We start from the raw sequence: 18,374 nt of genomic DNA, 5'->3' as shown, positions 1-18,374 counted from the left end.
CGCGGATCGGGTGAGCGAAGACACACCGGTGACCATGGGCCCGCTTGATATCGGGCGGGTCATGGCCGCACTGCCGCATCGCTACCCGATGCTGCTGGTCGACCGCGTCGAGGAACTCGTTCTCGACCGGTCGATCGCGGCGATCAAGGCGGTGACGATCAACGAAAGCTTTTTCCAGGGACATTTTCCCGGTCGGCCGATCATGCCGGGCGTGCTGATCGTCGAGGCGCTGGCGCAGGCGGCAGGTATCCTCGCAGTCGAAAGCCTAGGCCTCGCCGGCTCCGGCAAACTCGTCTATTTCATGGCGATCGACGGCGCGAAATTCCGCAAGCCCGTCGAGCCCGGCGTTCTGCTGCGGCTCGAGGCCACGTTCGTCCAGAAACGCGCCAGCGTCTGCAAGTTCGAAGGCATTGCGAAGATCGACGGGCAAGTCGTTGCTCAGGCCAATTTTACCGCGATGATTGCCGATCCGCCCAAGGCGTAAAGGCGTCACGCGAAGCTCTCAACTTTGACAATGTCGTCAACGGTCGCTAGGCGGCCTTTCCTTTCCAGGCTGGTCGGAACCAGCCGCATCCGGAGCATGCAGACGTGAAGAAAGAAACCCATCCCGACTACCACATGATCAAGGTCCAGATGACCGACGGGACCGTGTTCGAGACTCGCTCCACCTGGGGCAAGGAAGGCGACACGATGACGCTCGACATCGATCCGCTCGCGCATCCGGCATGGACCGGCGGCCGTGGCACGATGCTGGATGCCGGTGGCCAGGTGGCGCGCTTCAACAAGCGTTTCGGTGGCGGTCTTACCCTGCGCAAGGGATGATCCGTTTCGTTTACGCGGCCTTAACCATCGCCCGATAGGCGTTGGACATGTTCGCCGCGGAATTCGAACCAGCAGATATCAACGGCCGGCGCCGCTCACAGCGTGCGCCGGTTTCGTTGGATGCGCATATCGGCAAGGGCGTGCGAACGCTCTGCAAGGTCGTCGACATCTCGGTCCACGGCGCGCGTCTGCAAACCTATTCGGCGCTGACCAAGGACAGCACGATCTGGCTGACCTTGCCGCACGCCGGCTCCATCGCCGCCGACGTCAAATGGGCGGACGATTACGTCGCCGGTTGCCAGTTCAAGCAACCGATCCCGCTCGATGTGTTCGAACGGCTCGTCGAACTCAACCGCTAGCCGTTCCGCGCTGGTAATTGGCGGAGAGAGTGGGATTCGAACCCACGGTAGGCTTCCACCTACGGCGGTTTTCAAGACCGCTGCCTTAAACCACTCGGCCATCTCTCCGTGGTCGGCTCCGAATAGTCGCACCGCGGCTGCCCGTGCAAGCCCCGCGACGATAAGAGGTTCACGCCGCGGCCGCCCTGTGGCACCAACGATGGCATGTGGGGGCAACGACTGACACGCGGGCTGAAGGCCGGCATTCTCGCGACGACATTGACACTGGCGTCCGCCGGTCCGGCCGCGGCGCAGGACGAATCGGGTTTTCAGGCCTATCTTGCGACCCTACGTCAGCAGGCGCAGGCAGAAGGCGTAACGCAGCGGACGATCGACGCGGTGTTCCCGACGCTGACGCTCAGCGAACGCACGATTCAGCTCGATCGCGCACAGCCCGGCAATCCCGGCAGCACCGCGACACCCCCTTTCGCGCCGTACAAGGCGAGCCATGTCGACGCCGCACGGATCGGCCGCGGACGCGCGACCTATCAGGCGCAGCGCGCACGTCTGTCGCGGGTCGAGCGGGAAACCGGCGTGCCCGAATCGATCATGGTCGCTATCTGGGGGCATGAGACCAACTACGGCGCCTACACTGGCAATTTCGATCTGCTCCGCAGCCTCGCCAGTCTTGCCTACGAGGGCCGCCGTCGCAGCCTGTTTGCCGGTGAATTTATCGCCGGCCTCAAGATCCTCGATCGCGGCATCCCGCGCGAACGTCTGGTCGGCAGTTGGGCGGGGGCGACCGGTAACCCTCAATTTTTGCCCTCGGTCTACCTCCGGCTGGCGCGCGATGGCGACGGCGACGGCCGCGCCGACATCTGGACCAGCCCGGCCGATACGCTGGCATCGATCGGCAATTACTTCGCCAACGCCGGCTGGCGACCGGGTCAGCCGTGGGGCATCGCGGTCAGCGTTCCCGCCGGCCTGAACCGTTCGGCCCTGACCAACCGGCTCGTGTCGCCCCGCTGCCCGCGCGTGTTCGAGCGGCACAGCCGCTGGCGGACGATGGCGGAATGGCGGAGCATGGGGCTGGTGCCACAGGGCAGGGGATGGCCCGCCGACACCGTGCAAGCGACGCTGATCGAACCTGACGGCCCCGGGACTACCGCTTATTTGCTGACCAGCAATTACCGCGTCATCCTCGATTACAATTGCTCCAATTTCTATGCGCTGTCGGTCGGTTTGCTCGCGGATGCCGTAGAGGGCTGACGCAGCGACGGACTGCCGCTATGCCGTCATCCATTCCCGTTCCAAGTTCCGGAAAGTCAAAGACGCCGTCATGAAAACGCTGATTGCCGCTCCGCTTGCCATCGTCGCGCTTGCGATGCCTTCCGTTGCCGCGGCTCCGCAGTTTCAGGGCACCGCGCCGATCGCGTACATGGAGGACCTGTCCTCGGGCGCGGTGCTGTACCAGCGCGATGCCGATCGCCGGATGCCACCGGCATCCATGGCGAAGATGATGACCGTCTATGTCGCGTTCGACATGATCAGGAAGGGCGAACTGAAGCTCGACCAGAATTTCACCGTCCGGCCCGAGACGTGGCAGCGCTGGCACGGTCCGCAGGCCGGATCGACGATGTTCCTGTCGACCGGTGAGAACGTGAGCGTCGAAAACCTGCTGAAGGGCATCGTCACGCTGTCGGGCAACGACGCCTGCGTCGTGCTGGCGGAAGGAATTTCGGGTACCGAACAGACCTTTACCGACCGGATGAACCAGCAGGCAAAGAAGCTGGGGCTGACCAACAGCCACTTCGGCACATCGAACGGCTGGCCCGACAATGGCGTCACTTACGTCACCGCGCGCGATCTGGCGCATCTGGCAACCGCGACGATCAAGGACTTCCCGGATCTCTACAAGCGCTTCTACTCGCTGCGCAGCTTCACCTGGGGCAAGACGCTGGGCGCCGGTGCCGACATCACGCAGGCGAATCGCGATCCGCTGCTGGGCCGCGTCGCCGGTGCCGACGGGCTGAAGACCGGCCATACCGAAGAGGCCGGCTACGGCTTCACCGGATCGGCGGAGCAGAACAACCGCCGCCTCGTCATGGTCGTCGCCGGCCTGACCTCGTCCGGCGGCCGCGCCGAGGAATCGGTGCGCTTCATGGATTGGGGCTTCCGCGCATGGCAGGCGAAGCCGGTCGTGGCGCAGGGCAAGCAGGTGTCGACCGCCGAGGTGCAGATGGGGAGCTCCGGCAGCGTCGGCCTCGTCGCGCCGAAGCAGTTGACCGTCACGCTTCCTGCCGGTGCGGTGCCCCAGATGAGCGCAAAGGTCGTCTACGAAGGTCCGATCCGCGCTCCGATCAAGGCGGGTCAGCATATCGCCGATCTGGTCGTGAAATCGCCAGAGATGCCCGAACAGCGCCTGCCGCTCGTCGCCGCCGAGGATGTCGGTGAAGCCGGCTTCTTCGGGCGCGCATGGGCCGGGCTGACCTCGCTCTTCGGGTGATGCCAGCGGACAAGTCCGACTTGTTCTTGCACGCTGTCCCATGACCGAATTGTTTGGTCAGGCCGATGCGCAGGCAGCCTTCATCGCCGCCCTGCGCAGCGGCGCATTGCATCACGCCTGGTTGCTCGTCGGCCCGCAGGGCGTCGGCAAAGCGAGCTTCGCGCATACCGCCGCCCTGCGCATGCTTGCCGAGGCGAGCGCCACCGGCGTCACCGCACCCGCTCTCGTCGTACCGGATAGCCACCCCACGCGGTCGCTGGTCGACGCCGGATCGCACCCCGACCTGCGCATTCTCCAGCGTCTGCCCAAAGACGCTGAAAAGCCGGATCAGGACCTCGCCCGCAGCATCACGATCGCGCAGGTCCGCTCGCTGCAGCCGATGTTCGCAACGACCCCGTCGATGGGCGCGCGCCGCGTCGTCATCATCGACGCGGCCGACGATCTTGAGCGTAACGGCGCCAACGCGCTGCTCAAGAATCTGGAGGAGCCGCCCGTCGGCACGATCTTCCTGCTCGTCAGTCATGCACCGGGCCGGCTGCTGCCGACGATCCGCTCGCGCTGCCGCGTCCTGCGCTTCGCCACGCTCGACGACGGCGACATGGCGAGGGCCTTGCGCGGTGCGCTGCCGGATGCCGACGACCATGAGGTCGCAGCGCTCGTCCGGACCGGGGAGGGCGCCCCCGGGCGTGCGATCCGTTACGCCGGGCTCGACATCGACGGACTCGACAGCGCCATCACCGGCATCGCGAGCGACGGAGACCCGATAAACGCCCGCCGCGCAGCATTGGCCAGGGCGCTCGCGGGGAAGGGCAATGTCGCGCGCTACGAAGTCTTCCTCGACCGCGTGCCTGCGATGATCGCGCGAGAGGCGCGCACCCGTTCCGGCCCACGGCTGAAGGCAGCGCTGGATGCGCAGGTCGCCGCGCGCGATCTCGCCGGTGCGGCGCTGGGCCTGTCGCTCGATGCGCAGGCGACGGTGTTCGAGATGGCGGCGATCGTCGCGACGCTGCGCTGACCCCGCTTCACCTCGCGGGATCGATCGACTAGGACGCGGCCATGGCCGATCCTTATTACATCACGACCGCGATCCACTACCCGAACGGGCGCCCGCATATCGGCCACGCCTATGAGATGATCGCCGCCGACGCGATCGCGCGTTTTCAGCGGCAGGCGGGCCGTGAAGTACGCTTCCAGACCGGCACCGACGAGCACGGGCTGAAGATGGCGCAGACGGCTCGTACCCGCGGGATCGATGTACGCGAATTCGCCGACGAAATGTCCGCCCATTTCAGTGGAATGGCCGACACACTCAACATCTCGTATGATCGTTTCATCCGCACCGTGGAGCCGGCGCATTACGCCGCCAGTCAAGCCATATGGCAGGCGATGCGCGACAAGGGCGACCTGTATCTCGATCGGTACGAGGGCTGGTATTCGGTTCGCGACGAAGCCTTCTACGACGAAAAGGAACTGGTCGACGGGGAAGGGGGGCAGCGCCTTTCGCCGCAGGGAACGCCGGTGGAATGGACTGCGGAGGAAACGTGGTTCTTCCGCCTGTCGAAATACCAGCAGCCGCTCCTCGATCTATACGCCGCCAACCCCGACTTCATCCGACCCGAGACGCGCCGGAACGAGGTGATGCGCTTCGTCGAGGGAGGACTGTCCGACCTGTCGGTCTCGCGCACCAGTTTCGATTGGGGTGTTCCGGTGCCGGACAGCCCCGGCCATGTCATGTACGTCTGGGTCGACGCGCTCACCAATTACCTCACCGGCGCGGGCTATCCCGACGATGCGGAAGCGATGGCGCGTTTCTGGCCGGCTGATCTGCACCTGATCGGCAAGGACATCACCCGGTTCCACACGGTCTACTGGCCGGCGTTCCTGATGTCGGCGAACCTGCCGCTGCCGAAGCAGGTGTTCGCACACGGTTTCGTGCTCCATCGCGGCGAGAAGATGTCGAAGTCGGTCGGCAATGTCGTCAGCCCTGACGAATTGACCGACGCATTCGGCGTCGACGCGGTACGCTATTTCCTGCTCCGCGACGTCAGCTTCGGACAGGACGGCAGCTATTCGGCCGAGGCGATCGTGACGCGCGTCAACGCCGAACTCGCCAACAGCTTCGGCAATCTGGCACAGCGGACCCTGTCGTTCATCGCCAAAAATCTGGGCGGGGCATTTCCGGAGGGCGGCAGGTCCGACCCCGCCGACGCCATGCTGATCGAGGAGATCGTCGTCGCCTGCGCCGGCTTCAAATCGGCGTTCGGAGACCTGATGCTCAATCAGGGGATCGAGGCCTGGATGCGCGGCGTCTTCGCCTGCAACCAGTATATCGATGCGCAGGCGCCATGGGCGTTGCGCAAGACCGATCCCGACCGGATGAACGCAGTGCTGAACACGCTTGTTCGCGCAATCCGTATGCTGGCGATTGCGATTATCCCGGTGGTGCCGGATTCGGCGGCCAAGGTTCTCGACCAGATCGGTGCACAGGAACGCGATCACGCCGCGATCGACGATGACGACTGGTATGCCCGTCAGGCAGCATCCGGTTTCGTCATCGCTCCGCCGTCGCCCGTGTTCCCGCGGCTCGACATGCCGGCGGTGGTGGAGGCGTGATGTTCGCCGACAGCCACTGCCACCTGAACTACAAGGGTGTGTTCGAACAGCAGGCCGACGTGCTTGCGCGCGCACGAGCCCGTGGGGTGGGGGCCATGCTCAACATCTCGACCCGCGAGAGCGAATGGGACGCGGTGGTGGCCACGGCGGAGCGTGAACCCGACGTCTGGGCCTCGATCGGTATTCACCCGCACGAGGCGGACCAGCACCAGGATGTCGACAAGGCCAAGCTCGTCGAACGGGCCGCGCACCCGCGGGTCGTCGGGATCGGCGAGTCCGGCCTCGATTATTATTACGATCATTCGGACCGGGCGCGCCAGCAGGCAAGTTTCCGTACCCATATCGCTGCCTGCCGCGAAACCGGACTACCGCTGATCGTTCACACGCGCGATGCGGAAGACGATACGTTGGCGATCCTGCGCGATGAAATGGAGCAGGGGGCCTACAAAGGGGTAATCCATTGCTTCACTGCCAGTGGTGCCTTCGCCGATGCCGCCCTTGCGCTGGGGTTCTACATCTCCATCTCGGGCATCGTATCGTTCAGGAACGCACGTGATCTGCAGGATACCGCGGCGCGATTGCCGATCGATCGCCTGTTGATCGAAACGGATGCGCCATTCCTTGCGCCGGTGCCAAACCGCGGCAAACAGGGGGAACCGGCTTTCGTCGCCGACACCGCTGCCTTCCTCGCCGATCTACGGGGCGAGTCGATCGAGCAACTCGCTGCAAAGACCAGGTATAACTTCTTCACCTTGTTCGACAAAGCGTCCAAGACCGCGGCGCGAGATACGGCACGGTGAAGGTCCGCATTCTCGGCTCCGGCACATCGTCCGGCGTGCCGCGGATCGGCAATGACTGGGGCGTCTGTGACCCCGCGGAGCCGCGCAACCGTCGGACGCGCGCATCGTTGCTGGTCGAGCATGACGGCACGCGCATCCTGATCGATACCGGCCCTGACATGCGCGAACAGTTGCTGGCCGCTGACGTGGCCGCGGTCGACGCGATCATCTGGACCCACGATCACGCAGATCACTGTCACGGCATCGACGACGTCCGCCAGATTTTCCACGCCCTTGGCCGTCCGGTCCCCGGCTTCGCGAGGCGGGCGACGCTCGACGCGCTGAAGGAGCGGTTCACCTACGTCTTTGCCGGTCGGCAGGGGTATCCGCCGACTGTGGATGCGGCATGTCTACCCGACCGGCTGGTCATCGGCGGGATCACGATCGACGTCGTCGATCAGCCGCACGGACGCATAACCTCGGCTGGTCTGCGGTTTTCGGTGGCGGGTGCCGCCGTCGGTTATGCGACCGATTTTCATGCGCTGACCCCGGCGATGCGCGACCTGTATACCGGGCTGGACGTCTGGATCGTCGATGCATTGCGCTATGCGCCCCACCCGACCCACCCTGACGTGCCGACCGTCCTCGACTGGATCGGGCAGCTGCGTCCCGGCCGGTCAGTGTTCGTACACATGGATCACAGTATGGATTACGCGACGCTGGTGGCGGATCTGCCGCCGGGCGTCGAACCAGGCTACGATGGACTGGAATTCACGCCATGATCCCTGATGTGGGCGGCCATGCGCTGCTCTATCTGTTGCTGCTTCTGCTGCCGGTCTCGGCGCTGATCGCTCGCCGTGTGCCGATTCTCCGGGTGCTGTTCTCGCTGGCGAGCTGGGCGATCATCGCCGGCTTGCTGTTGCTGGTCGTAAGCCAACGCGAACAGTTCGATCCGTACATCCAGCGTGTCGCCCGGCTGTTGAAGCTGGAGGATCAGAACGTCGTCGGCAAGGAAACACGCATCCGCATGGCGCCGGACGGACATTTCTGGGCGCGCGTGACGCTGGATGGCGTTTCCAGGCGGATGCTGGTGGATAGCGGGGCGACGGTGACGGCGCTATCGACCCGAACCGCGCAGGCTGCGGCGCTCGACGTTCGCGAGAGCTTGATCCCGATGGTGCTCAACACCGCCAACGGTCAGATCAATGCGCAGACCGCGACCGTGCGGGAGTTGCGGCTGGGTGATATCGCCGCACGGGATCTTGGCGTCGTGGTGTCACCGGCGTTCGGCGATACCGACGTGCTCGGCATGAATTTTCTGTCGAAGCTGAAGTCGTGGCGGGTCGAGGGCAACACGCTGATCCTCGAACCGCATTACCATCAAGACTTTACATAATGTATATTATCGATCTGATCGATGGGCCGGCCGGAGGGGAGTTTTCATGATCGAACGTCTGGTCGCGATCATGGCTCGACTGCGCGATCCACAGCGCGGTTGCGAATGGGACGCGGCGCAAACCTGGGCGACGATCGCTCCCTATACGATCGAGGAAGCCTATGAAGTGGCCGACGCGATCATGCGCAACGACGCCGACGACCTGAAGGATGAACTGGGCGATCTGCTGCTTCAGGTCGTTTTCCACAGCCGTATTGCCGAAGAAGCTGGCGCGTTTACGCTGGCCGACGTCGTTGGGTCGATCAGCGACAAGATGGAACGCCGGCATCCGCACATCTTCGGCGCCGCGACGGCCAGTCCCGGCTGGGAGGAACTGAAGGCTGCCGAGCGGGCCGGAAAGGACGATACGAGTGCTCTGGCTGGTGTCGCTGCCGGCCTGCCTGCGCTGATGCGCGCAGTCAAATTGCAGAAACGTGCCGCGCGCGTCGGGTTTGACTGGCCCGACACGGATGGTCCCCGAGCGAAGGTACACGAGGAGATTGATGAGGTCGTCGCAGCATCCGCAGACGAGATCCATGAAGAGGTCGGCGATCTTCTCTTTGCCGTGGTAAACTGGGCCCGCCATCTGGGCATCGATCCCGAAGCCGCGTTACGTGCCGGCAACGCCAAGTTTGAACGTCGCTTCCGCGCGATGGAAGAAGCCGCCGGCGATGCCTTTCCGGCGATGGCGCTCGATGAACAGGAAGCGCTTTGGCAGCAGGTGAAGCGGGGCTGACCCGCTGGTTCACCGCTGCTGAAAGCGTTCATAGTCCCGTTCGGCGAGACGCACTTCATACTGCGTCTCAAGTCCCTCGCTGATCTGGCCGAGGACTTCGCCATGTGCATGCAGCCATGCCGCGCCCGCTCCGTCGCCGGCTTCCAGCGTGATCCAGTAGCGGCGATGTGCAGCGGTCAACTTCGCGGCAACCTGTTCGATCAGGGCGCCCACCCCTTCCCCGCTCAACGCCGACAACGCCACCACGTCGTCCCGCCGATCGGCTTCGGCAAGCATGACGTCATGGCGTTCGGTATCGAGCAGGTCGAGCTTGTTCCACGCCTCGAACCGCGGTGTCATCTCCGACACACCGATTTCCGACAGCACCGCTTCGACGTCCGATCGCTGCGCTTCGGTATCGGGATGTGCGATATCGCGGACATGAATGAGCAGGTCCGCGGACACCACTTCTTCCAGCGTCGCCTTGAATGCAGCGACCAGTTGTGTCGGCAGGTCGGATACGAAGCCAACCGTGTCGGACAGGATCGCCTTGTCGATGCCGGGCAGTGAAATCTGGCGCAGTGTCGGATCGAGCGTCGCGAAAAGCAGGTTTTCCGCCATCACGTCCGCGCCCGTCAGCCGGTTGAACAGCGTCGATTTGCCTGCATTGGTGTAGCCGACCAGCGCGATCACCGGCCATGGTGCGCGCTGCCGCCGCTCGCGATGCAATCCGCGCGTGCGGCTGACCTGCTCCAGTTCGCGACGCAGGCGCGCCATACGATCCCTGATCAGTCTGCGGTCGGCCTCGATCTGTGTTTCGCCTGGGCCGCCAAGAAAGCCGAAGCCGCCCCGCTGGCGTTCGAGGTGGGTCCAGCTGCGTACCAGCCGTCCGCCCTGATAATCCAGATGCGCCAACTCGACCTGCAATCGCCCTTCGGCGGTCGCCGCGCGTTCGCCGAAGATTTCGAGGATCAGACCCGTGCGATCGATCACCTTGGCTTCGAGGGCGGTTTCCAGATTGCGCTGCTGCACCGGCGTCAGGCTGGCGTCGAACACGACGAGATCCGCTTCGTCCTGCCGCACCTGCACCGCGAGTTGCTCCACCTGTCCGCTGCCGATCAGGGTCGCCGGCTTGGGCGCACGCACCCGCACCGCGACCTTGTCCGTCACGACCAGCCCGATCGCTGCGGCAAGGCCAGCCGTTTCGTCGAGCCGGGCATCGGCATCACGATGCGCATCGCCCTGATCCGGCAGGACGATCAGCGCTCGCCCGCCCCGGGCAAACTCGTCACGATCGCGGTTGAAACCCGTGCTCATCGCTTATTCTTCCGTCTCGCCCTCGTCGGCGAGGTTCAACGCACGGGCAGGCTGAATGGTCGATACGGCGTGCTTGTATACGAGCTGCGCCATGCCTTCGCGCTGGAGCAGCATGCAGAACAGGTCGAAGCCGGCGATATGACCCTGCAGCATGACCCCGTTGATCAGGAACATCGTTACCGAGTCCTCGGATTTGCGCACGGCGTTCAAAAAGATTTCCTGCAGCAACGGCTGCTTGCGCTGCGCTTCACCGACCGAATCGACGATAGCGGCGACATCCATCGGGCCCGATGGCATGATCGTCGAAATGGCGTGCTTGTAGATCAGCTGCGACTGGCCGTCGCGGCGCAATAGCACCGAGAAATTGTCGAACCAGGTGACGATGCCCTGCAGCTTGACGCCCTTCACCAAAAACATGGTGACCGGGGTCTTGGAGCGGCGGAGAGCGTTGAGGAACAGGTCCTGGAGAGACCCTTGCTTGTCGGCCATGATGAGCCTTTCGTATTATTGGCGAGCCGTTAGCCCGCTAGTGCGCCGTTTCCCGGCGTCGGATGCCGACCTGATCGTTCGGCGATGCACATCTATGAACGATGGGTGCAAACGTCCAGCGCTCAATCCTCGCGCATGTCGGTGATGCCCAGCAACTTCAGTTTCCGATGCAGTGCCGATCGCTCCATGCCGATAAAGCTAGCGGTGCGGCTGATGTTGCCGGAAAAGCGCCGGATCTGGACGCGGAGATATTCGCGTTCGAACGTCTCGCGGGCCTCGCGCAGCGGCGCCCCCATGATCGCCCCGCCCCCGCCGCTGCCGATATCGCCTTGATCGCCCAGCACTTCGGCCGGCAACAGATCGAGGTCGATCCGGCCGATCCGGTCGCCCGGGGCGAGAATGATGGTCCGCTCGACCACGTTGCGCAACTGACGGACGTTCCCCGGCCAGTCGTAGGATTGGAGCGCAACCATCGCGTCCGCGGCGATCTCCGGCGTGGGAACGCGCCGCTCGGCAGCATAATGCGCCATGAAATGTTCGACCAGCGCCGGGATATCCTCGCGCCGTTCCGACAGCGCCGGGATCAGCACGGGCACGACGTTGAGGCGGTAGTACAGGTCTTCGCGAAAACGCCCCTCCGTAATCTCATGCGCCAGATCCCGCGATGTCGCGGATACGACGCGGACGTCGACCTTGACGATACGGGTGCCGCCGATCCGGCTGAAGCTCTGGTCGGTGAGCACGCGCAATATCCGCGCCTGTGTCGCCACCGGCATGTCAGCGATCTCGTCGAGGAACAGCGTACCACCGTGCGCCTGTTCGAGCAGGCCGGGGCGGACGAGGTCGCCCCCCTCCTCCACACCGAACAATTCCTCCTCGACGCGTTCGGGCGTCATCCGCGCCGCGCTGACGATGACGAACGGCGCCTGCGCCCGGTTGCTCCAGCCATGCAGCAGCCGCGCGGCAACCTCCTTCCCGACACCGGCCGGGCCCATGATCAGGACACGGCTGCCGGTAGCGGCAACACGTTTCAACGTCGCGCGCACGCCGTTGATCGCCCCGGAGCTTCCGGTGAGATCGCTCTCGCGACCGGCCGAGACGCGCAGGCTCGCCACTTCGCGGCGTAGCCGTTCCGTCTCCGTCGCCCTTTCGACGAGCAACAGCAGACGCTCCGCCTCGAACGGCTTTTCGATGAAATCGGACGCACCCCGGCGGATTGCCGCCACCGCCGTGTCGAGGTTGCCGTGGCCGGATATGACCAGCACCGGCAGCGAAGGGTCGCGGCGCTTGATCTCGTCGAGCAATTCGAGTCCGTCGAGCCGCGATCCCTGCAGCCAGACGTCGAGCAGCACCAGCGACGGCCGCCGCGTCGCGATCGCCTCCAGCGTCGCATCGCTGTCCGCGGCGGTACGCGTCTCGTAGCCTTCGTCTTCGAGGACGCCGGCGACGAGTTCGCGGATGTCGTGTTCGTCGTCGACGACGAGGATGTCGAGCGCCATGGTCTAATTCCGATTGCGTGTGAGTGCGGCGAGTTGGCCGTCTTTGGTAGGTTCGAGCGCATCTGCGCCCTGATCGAGGGCGGCCAGCGCCGCCGCATCGAAGGTGATGCGAACGATGGTGCCACCGCCCTCGCGATCGGCGAAGGTCATGGTGCCATGATGCTCCTCGACGATCTTCTTGACGATGGCGAGACCAAGTCCGGTCCCCCTCGCGCGCGTGGTCATATAGGGTTCGACGATCCGGTCGCGTTCCGGCGGCAGGCCGATCCCCGTGTCCGCCACCTCTACGGTGACGACGTCGCCGTCGGCGCCGACCGCGATGAGAACGGAGCCACCATCGTCGCCTTTGCTCTCAATGGCTTCCACAGCGTTCTTGACGATGTTCGTGAAGGCCTGCCCCAGCTGCCTGCGGTCGCAGACCAGCGATGGCGCGGGGCTGCCGTGATCGAGTTCGAAGTGAATGGCGGGATGCGCGACCTCGTGCAGGAACATGGCCTGACGGGCAATGTCGACCAGCGATTCCTCGCGGAACACCGGCTTAGGCATGCGGGCGAACGACGAGAATTCATCGACCATCCGGCGAAGGTCGCCGACCTGTCGCACGATGGTGTCCGTCAGGCGCGCAAAGGTCGTATCCTCGGCATCGATCTTGCTGCCGTAGCGGCGCTGGAGGCGTTCGGCGGCAAGCTGGATCGGAGTCAGCGGGTTCTTGATCTCATGTGCGATCCGCCGTGCTACGTCGGACCATGCGGCGCGGCGCTGGTCGAGCAATTGCTGGGTGATGTCGTCGAAGGTGAGGATGGGGCCGGAGTCGGTTCGCGCGATACGTACCGCCAACGTCTTGGTCTCGCCGTTGCGAATGACCTGAACGATCGCCTCGCGCTCCCGCCCCTCGACGAGCGCAGACAGTTCGGGCGACACGCTGGCAAGCGGCCGTCCGACGAGGCCATCGGCACCCATCCCGATCAATTCCGTGGCCGATCGATTGGCGATCCGGATGGTGCCGTCGTCCGCCGTCGCCAGTACGCCGGCGGACACGCCGGCCATCACCGCCTCGATCAGCGCCCGGCGGCTGTCGAGCTGATCGTTGGCGGTGACCAGTGCGTTGTTCTGCTCCTGTAGCCGACCGGTCATCTGGTTAAAGGCGTTGGCCAGCGTTCCGACCTCATCCTTGCGGCGCGGGTCGGCGACGCGCGCAGTGAGGTCGCCCGTCGCGACCTTGCGCGCCGCGCCAACCAGTTCCGCCACGGGGCGCACGAGACGGTCGGCGACCGCAAGCGCGGCCCAGACGGCGATCCCCACGATCAGCAGCGAAACCAGAAGCAGCGCTGCGTTGAACTTGAGCTGCAACGCGCGCGATCGGCTTTGCAGCGTCTGGTAATCCCGCACGATCGCATCGCCACGGCGAATCTGGCTGGCGAGTTGTGGATCGAAGATCCGGGCCGAATACAGATAGGCGCCCTTGCCGTAGTCGATCGGCACGACGGCGCCGATCCGGTCGTCGCTGCGCACTATAACGAACGGCTGGCCGCCATCCAGCGCCTTCTCGATCGCGGGCGTAACGAGGTTCTGAAGCGGCCGATCATAGGGGTTGAGCACGATCAGGGGATCGGTCTCGCCCCGGCGAATGATCATGCCTTCGGACTGTTCGCGGCGATAGGTCTGCACCAGCAGGAGTTGCTGAAAGAACGGACTGTCGACCGCGTGGGTCTTCAACTCCGCGGACAGGTCGCCACTCATCGCCTGCACCTGCGCAACGACCCGATCCACCTCGCGCTGGTAATTTTGGCCTACGAGCGTGCGCGCATTCTCGAGCATGCCACTCGCCCGGTCGGACGACCAGAATTCGACGCCGATCTGGAACAGGAGCGACGCGAAGATGGTGACGAGCAGCGCCGGAACCGCCGCGATGATCGAGAAGATGGCGACCAGCCGAACGTGCAGCACGCCCTCACCACCGACGAGAGACGCGGCTGCCCGCTTACGGGCGATCCGGCGGCCCAGCAGCATCAGCAAGGCGATGCCCGGCACCAGATTGGCGACCAGCAACAATGCGATCGTCGGCGGAGACAGTGGCGTCTGCGGAGTGCTGCTGCCGGCAATGATGAAATAGGTCGCAGTCGCGATCGCGATGGCCAGCGCCAGCACCAGCCCCTCGACGGCGGGCGTGATGCGCAACCGGCGAACCGGCGTCTCGTCCATCAGATCGGGCGTAAGGGCCGCGTCCATCCCGGCCTCCGTACAACGTGGATTGTTGCACGGAAACCACATAATTCAGTTTGGCGATGGTTTGTGGTGACAGTCAGCCGGATCGTGACGGCACCACGTGCCGATGACGGCATGACGGCGAATGACGGTCTATTCCTCCCCGCGAGCGTTGATCCCCAGCGTATCGAGGCGTTTGCGTAACGTATTGCGATTGAGCCCCAGCGCCCGCGCGGCGCGAAGCTGGTTGCCGGCATGTCGCGCCAGCATGGTTTCGATCAACGGCCGTTCCACCTCGCCGATGACGCGATCGTACAACGTTCCGTCGTCCAGCGCGTCGGGTCGTTCGCGGGCGATGCGTTCGACGAGGTAGCGCACAGCCTCGGCGATGCCCGGATCGGCAGCCTCGGCGAGTGTGCCGGGAGCGCCGAGCAGGTCGCGAATCGTCGGCGCATCGATCAGTTCGTCGCGGGCGAGGACCGCGAGCCGGCGCATGAGGTTTTCCAGTTCGCGGACATTGCCGGGCCAGTCGTGTGCCGTCAGGGCTGCCTGCGCCTGTTCGCCGAGCTGCCGGCGGGGAAGCCCCTGCGCTGCCGCGTTTTCCAGGAAATGGCGGGCGAGCAGCGGAATGTCCTGCCGCCTGTCCCGGAGCGCTGGCAGGGTGACCGGCACGACGTTGAGGCGGTAGAACAGATCCTCGCGAAACTGGCCGGAGGCGACCTGCTGGGTCAGGTCCCGGTTAGTGGCGGCGACGACGCGAACGTCCGCGCGCATCGTGCGTGCGCCGCCGACGGTGGTGAACTCGCCCGATTGCAGGACCCGGAGCAAGCGCGTCTGCGCCTCCATCGGCATGTCGCCGATCTCGTCGAGGAACAACGTCCCGCCCGCCGCCTGTTCGAAACGGCCGGCGTTGCGGACCGCGGCTCCGGTAAAGGCACCGCGTTCGTGGCCGAACAGCTCTGCCTCGATCAGCTCGCGCGGGATCGCCGCCATGTTGATGGCGACGAACGGGGCTGCGCGGCGCGCGCCGAGATCGTGGATCGCACGGGCGACCAATTCCTTGCCCGTCCCCGATTCGCCGGAGATCAGCACGGTGAGATCGTTGGACAATACGCGGGCGATGATGCGGTAGACGTCCTGCATTGCCGGCGATCGGCCGATCAGCGGCAATGTGGGGTCCTCTCCCGCCTCCGGCTGCGGCATCACCGCGCCCCGCGCCAGGGCACCGGTGACGGCACGGGTCAGATCGTCGAGGTCGAAGGGCTTCGGCAGATATTCATAGGCGCCGACCTCCGCTGCGCGCACCGCCGTGGTCAGCGTGTTCTGTGCGGACAGAATGATGATCGGTAGTTGCGGCAGACGTTGGCCGATTTCCTTGACCCGTTCGATGCCGTCGCCATCGGGCAGGATGACGTCCGTCACCAGTACGTCAGGCACGCGCGTCGCCAGAATGCGGTCGAGTTGCGCGAGCGTCTCGGCGGTCTGCACTTCATGGCCGGCACGACGCAGAGCCTGCGCGACGACGGTGCGGATCGCGGCGTCGTCGTCGACGACCAGGATGCGCGTCATGACGCCGCCCTCGGCAGCAGCAGGCGGAGCGTCGTCATCTCTGGGCTTCCTTCGCGCGCATACTGAACGATGCCGCCCATATCTCGCATCAGCTTGTCGACCAGCGCGAGGCCGAGCCCCTGCCCCTCCGGGCGTCCGGAGACGAATGGATCGAACAGGTTGTCGGCGATATCGGCGGGCGCGCCCGGGCCGTTGTCGAGCACGCAGATCTCGATCGGCAGAGGCACCCTCGGCCTGCCGGCCGCCGCCGCGACGGACATGCCATGGCGGTAGGCGGTGGTGATGACGATCCGAGGTTTGCGTTCCAGACGAGACGCTTCGTGGGCGTTCTTCAACAGGTTTATGAGGATTTGCAACAATGCGTCGCGATTGATCGCCGCCGGGGGGAGCGACGGGTCGAACCGCTCGTCGATCGCGACGCCGCGCGCGAAGCCGGCGAGCGCGAGCCGGCGGGCGTGGCCGATCAGCGGATAGATGTTTTCCGCCGCGATCTCCAGCGGGCGGGTGTCGCTGAAATCCTGCATCCGGTCGATCAGTGCCGCGATCCGGTCGACCTCGGTGACGATCAGCGTCGTCAGTTCGCCCGCACCGAGCAACTGCGCAGCGCCGCGGATGCCAGACAGCGGGTTCTTGATTTCGTGCGCCAGCATCGCCGCCGCGCCGCTCGCCGCGCGCGCGCTCGCCCCACGTGCGCTCGGGCCAAGCCCGCGGGTACTGGCAGCGGGATGCAATGTGATCGCCCGCCACCCGGCATGATCGGCGACTGCCGCCTCGACGAAATCCACCCTGATGCGGGGGCCGTGAGGGGTCGCGATCTCGGTATCGTAAAAGGCCATCCCCTGCCCTTCGCGTCGGTCCCCGGCGGCGGGCGGCGGCAGGATCGCCGCGATGGGCTGGCCGCGCATCACGCGTTCGGACAGGTTGAGCAACTGTTCTGCGAGCGCATTGGCGTGCGCTATCCGGTCGTCGGGATCGACGATCAAGACGGCCACGGGGAGCGCGGCGAACAGCTCGGCAAACCCCGGACGACCGGCCATGATGCCGTCAGGCAGCCTGCTGGACGGGTGGCTGGTCGCGGAACGGTGCGTAGAAGTCGGCGAGCATGCGCTTGACCGTCTTCGCGTCGGGCTGCTGGTTCACGGCGTTGCGGAATTCCGCGGAGCCGTTGAGGCCCTTGGTGTACCAGCCGATGTGCTTGCGCGCCATGTTGACGCCGGTGATGTCGCCATAATGATCGAGCATCGCGTCGTAATGTTCGATGATGACGCGATATTGTTCGTCGAGCGATGGATCGGGCCGGCGGGTGCCGTTCTCCAGATACTCCATCACCTGACCCAGCACCCATGGCCGCCCATAGGCACCGCGGCCTATCATGATGCCGTCCGCTCCCGATTGGTCGAGAGCCGCGATCGCATCGTCGATCGTGCAGATATCGCCGTTCGCGATCACCGGGATCGTCACCGCGTCCTTCACGGTGCGGATGAAGCGCCAGTCGGCCGACCCCTTGTACATCTGGTTGCGGGTCCGGCCGTGAACCGTGATCAGCCGGACGCCGAGGTCCTGCGCGATGCGGGAGAGTTCCGGGGCATTGAGGCTGTCGAGATCCCAGCCCATCCGCATCTTGAGCGTCACCGGCGCCTTCACCGCCTTGACCACGCTGTCGACCAACTGGGCTGCGAGCTTCAAATCGCGCATCAGTGCCGACCCTGCATCGCCGTTGGTCACCTTCCGCACCGGGCAGCCCATATTGATGTCGATGATCGCCGCACCACGATCCTCGGCAAGCTTTGCCGCTTCCGCCATCTCGTAGGGCGTGCAGCCGACGAGCTGCATCGATACCGGCTCCTCGGATAGGTGCCATGCTGCCTTCTGGATCGATTGCCGCGTTTCGCGGATCGCCGCCTGGCTCGCGATCATCTCGGTGACGTTGAGGCCCGAGCCGTAGCGCCGGACGAGCGTCCGGAACGGCATGTCGGTGACGCCGGTCATCGGCGCCAGCACGACGGGGCTGTCGATCCGCACGGGACCGATCTGGATGGGCGTAAGGTGAGCCATGATCTGCCTGAAAATTGGGCAACATCTACCGT

General features: G+C 65.0%; 18 protein-coding genes and 1 tRNA gene. 11 read left to right on the top strand and 8 right to left on the bottom strand.

All coding sequences use genetic code 11. The annotated features are described in order from the left end of the window. The first annotated feature begins 34 nt into the window (after positions 1–34). From fabZ to LRA87_RS08575, 3 genes are all read left to right on the top strand, one after another. A complete protein-coding gene (gene fabZ, locus LRA87_RS08585) occupies positions 35–484 on the top strand; it encodes a 3-hydroxyacyl-ACP dehydratase FabZ (protein WP_230631203.1) in 450 nt (149 codons plus the stop codon). Between the two features lie 104 nt (positions 485–588). Then, positions 589–822: a 50S ribosomal protein L31 gene (gene rpmE, locus LRA87_RS08580; protein WP_230630945.1), complete on the top strand. Its 234-nt coding sequence runs from the start codon at positions 589–591 to the stop codon at positions 820–822. A 47-nt stretch (positions 823–869) separates the two neighbouring features. Further along, positions 870–1,181, top strand: coding sequence for a PilZ domain-containing protein (locus LRA87_RS08575; protein WP_230630944.1), 312 nt, complete (start codon positions 870–872; stop codon positions 1,179–1,181). A gap of 18 nt (positions 1,182–1,199) precedes the next feature. Here the strand turns inward: LRA87_RS08575 and LRA87_RS08570 are convergent. Continuing rightward, positions 1,200–1,289 (bottom strand) — tRNA-Ser (locus LRA87_RS08570). 96 nt (positions 1,290–1,385) lie between these two features. On the opposite strand from LRA87_RS08570, the gene LRA87_RS08565 reads away from it, so the two are divergent. The 8 genes from LRA87_RS08565 to mazG all read left to right on the top strand — a co-directional run bounded on the left by LRA87_RS08565 (position 1,386) and on the right by mazG (position 9,229). Beyond that, positions 1,386–2,429 (top strand): lytic murein transglycosylase, encoded by a 1,044-nt coding sequence (locus LRA87_RS08565; RefSeq protein WP_230630943.1) that lies wholly within the window; start codon positions 1,386–1,388, stop codon positions 2,427–2,429. 70 nt (positions 2,430–2,499) lie between these two features. Next, positions 2,500–3,666: a D-alanyl-D-alanine carboxypeptidase family protein gene (locus LRA87_RS08560; RefSeq protein WP_230630942.1), complete on the top strand. Its 1,167-nt coding sequence runs from the start codon at positions 2,500–2,502 to the stop codon at positions 3,664–3,666. 40 nt (positions 3,667–3,706) lie between these two features. Then, positions 3,707–4,681 (top strand): DNA polymerase III subunit delta', encoded by a 975-nt coding sequence (locus tag LRA87_RS08555; protein WP_230630941.1) that lies wholly within the window; start codon positions 3,707–3,709, stop codon positions 4,679–4,681. Between the two features lie 41 nt (positions 4,682–4,722). Then, positions 4,723–6,279, top strand: a complete 1,557-nt coding sequence (gene metG / locus LRA87_RS08550) for a methionine--tRNA ligase (protein ID WP_230630940.1) — start codon at positions 4,723–4,725, stop codon at positions 6,277–6,279. Continuing rightward, positions 6,279–7,079 (top strand): TatD family hydrolase, encoded by an 801-nt coding sequence (locus LRA87_RS08545; RefSeq protein WP_230630939.1) that lies wholly within the window; start codon positions 6,279–6,281, stop codon positions 7,077–7,079. Before metG ends, LRA87_RS08545 begins: the two co-directional genes overlap by 1 nt. Then, the gene (locus LRA87_RS08540) at positions 7,076–7,840 is read left to right on the top strand and encodes an MBL fold metallo-hydrolase (RefSeq protein ID WP_230630938.1); all 765 of its coding nucleotides are present in this window, start codon (positions 7,076–7,078) and stop codon (positions 7,838–7,840) included. Before LRA87_RS08545 ends, LRA87_RS08540 begins: the two co-directional genes overlap by 4 nt. After that, positions 7,837–8,454 carry a retropepsin-like aspartic protease family protein gene (locus tag LRA87_RS08535; protein ID WP_230630937.1) on the top strand — a complete coding sequence of 206 codons (618 nt, stop codon included), beginning with the start codon at positions 7,837–7,839 and terminating at the stop codon, positions 8,452–8,454. The genes LRA87_RS08540 and LRA87_RS08535 overlap by 4 nt, the downstream gene beginning before the upstream one ends. A gap of 46 nt (positions 8,455–8,500) precedes the next feature. Further along, entirely contained in the window at positions 8,501–9,229 is a 729-nt protein-coding gene (gene mazG, locus LRA87_RS08530; RefSeq protein WP_230630936.1) for a nucleoside triphosphate pyrophosphohydrolase, read from the top strand. Positions 9,230–9,238: 9 nt separating this feature from the next. Here the strand turns inward: mazG and hflX are convergent, their stop codons facing one another. The 7 genes from hflX to dusB all read right to left on the bottom strand — a co-directional run bounded on the left by hflX (position 9,239) and on the right by dusB (position 18,342). Beyond that, positions 9,239–10,525, bottom strand: coding sequence for a GTPase HflX (gene hflX, locus LRA87_RS08525; protein WP_230630935.1), 1,287 nt, complete (start codon positions 10,523–10,525; stop codon positions 9,239–9,241). A gap of 3 nt (positions 10,526–10,528) precedes the next feature. Beyond that, entirely contained in the window at positions 10,529–11,014 is a 486-nt protein-coding gene (hfq, locus tag LRA87_RS08520; protein WP_230630934.1) for an RNA chaperone Hfq, read from the bottom strand. Positions 11,015–11,136: 122 nt separating this feature from the next. Next, the gene (gene ntrX, locus LRA87_RS08515) at positions 11,137–12,513 is read right to left on the bottom strand and encodes a nitrogen assimilation response regulator NtrX (RefSeq protein WP_230630933.1); all 1,377 of its coding nucleotides are present in this window, start codon (positions 12,511–12,513) and stop codon (positions 11,137–11,139) included. Between the two features lie 3 nt (positions 12,514–12,516). Continuing rightward, positions 12,517–14,742 carry a sensor histidine kinase gene (locus LRA87_RS08510; protein ID WP_230630932.1) on the bottom strand — a complete coding sequence of 742 codons (2,226 nt, stop codon included), beginning with the start codon at positions 14,740–14,742 and terminating at the stop codon, positions 12,517–12,519. A 129-nt stretch (positions 14,743–14,871) separates the two neighbouring features. After that, a complete protein-coding gene (ntrC, locus tag LRA87_RS08505) occupies positions 14,872–16,287 on the bottom strand; it encodes a nitrogen regulation protein NR(I) (RefSeq protein ID WP_230630931.1) in 1,416 nt (471 codons plus the stop codon). Then, complete coding sequence (locus LRA87_RS08500; protein WP_230630930.1) at positions 16,284–17,324, bottom strand: two-component system sensor histidine kinase NtrB; 1,041 nt, start codon at positions 17,322–17,324, stop codon at positions 16,284–16,286. Before LRA87_RS08500 ends, ntrC begins: the two co-directional genes overlap by 4 nt. A gap of 7 nt (positions 17,325–17,331) precedes the next feature. Further along, positions 17,332–18,342, bottom strand: a complete 1,011-nt coding sequence (gene dusB / locus LRA87_RS08495) for a tRNA dihydrouridine synthase DusB (protein WP_230630929.1) — start codon at positions 18,340–18,342, stop codon at positions 17,332–17,334. Between the last annotated feature and the right edge of the window lie 32 nt (positions 18,343–18,374).

The organism is Sphingomonas sp. Leaf37, from assembly GCF_920939475.1.
Lineage (GTDB): Bacteria > Pseudomonadota > Alphaproteobacteria > Sphingomonadales > Sphingomonadaceae > Sphingomonas.
The sequence above is the reverse complement of the archived record's forward strand: the minus strand, read 5'-3'. Positions and strand labels throughout refer to the sequence as shown.

What these genes read in the sequence shown, in the direction of transcription:
- metG (WP_230630940.1), top strand. Translation starts at nt 4,723, where the DNA reads ATGGCCGATCCTTATTACATCACGACCGCGATCCACTACCCGAACGGG.
- LRA87_RS08575 (WP_230630944.1), top strand. Translation starts at nt 870, where the DNA reads ATGTTCGCCGCGGAATTCGAACCAGCAGATATCAACGGCCGGCGCCGC.
- ntrX (WP_230630933.1), bottom strand. Translation starts at nt 12,513, where the DNA reads ATGGCGCTCGACATCCTCGTCGTCGACGACGAACACGACATCCGCGAA.
- LRA87_RS08560 (WP_230630942.1), top strand. Translation starts at nt 2,500, where the DNA reads ATGAAAACGCTGATTGCCGCTCCGCTTGCCATCGTCGCGCTTGCGATG.
- LRA87_RS08510 (WP_230630932.1), bottom strand. Translation starts at nt 14,742, where the DNA reads ATGGACGCGGCCCTTACGCCCGATCTGATGGACGAGACGCCGGTTCGC.
- LRA87_RS08500 (WP_230630930.1), bottom strand. Translation starts at nt 17,324, where the DNA reads ATGGCCGGTCGTCCGGGGTTTGCCGAGCTGTTCGCCGCGCTCCCCGTG.
- LRA87_RS08535 (WP_230630937.1), top strand. Translation starts at nt 7,837, where the DNA reads ATGATCCCTGATGTGGGCGGCCATGCGCTGCTCTATCTGTTGCTGCTT.
- LRA87_RS08565 (WP_230630943.1), top strand. Translation starts at nt 1,386, where the DNA reads ATGTGGGGGCAACGACTGACACGCGGGCTGAAGGCCGGCATTCTCGCG.
- hflX (WP_230630935.1), bottom strand. Translation starts at nt 10,525, where the DNA reads ATGAGCACGGGTTTCAACCGCGATCGTGACGAGTTTGCCCGGGGCGGG.
- LRA87_RS08555 (WP_230630941.1), top strand. Translation starts at nt 3,707, where the DNA reads ATGACCGAATTGTTTGGTCAGGCCGATGCGCAGGCAGCCTTCATCGCC.
- mazG (WP_230630936.1), top strand. Translation starts at nt 8,501, where the DNA reads ATGATCGAACGTCTGGTCGCGATCATGGCTCGACTGCGCGATCCACAG.
- ntrC (WP_230630931.1), bottom strand. Translation starts at nt 16,287, where the DNA reads ATGACGCGCATCCTGGTCGTCGACGACGACGCCGCGATCCGCACCGTC.
- hfq (WP_230630934.1), bottom strand. Translation starts at nt 11,014, where the DNA reads ATGGCCGACAAGCAAGGGTCTCTCCAGGACCTGTTCCTCAACGCTCTC.
- dusB (WP_230630929.1), bottom strand. Translation starts at nt 18,342, where the DNA reads ATGGCTCACCTTACGCCCATCCAGATCGGTCCCGTGCGGATCGACAGC.
- fabZ (WP_230631203.1), top strand. Translation starts at nt 35, where the DNA reads ATGGGCCCGCTTGATATCGGGCGGGTCATGGCCGCACTGCCGCATCGC.
- LRA87_RS08545 (WP_230630939.1), top strand. Translation starts at nt 6,279, where the DNA reads ATGTTCGCCGACAGCCACTGCCACCTGAACTACAAGGGTGTGTTCGAA.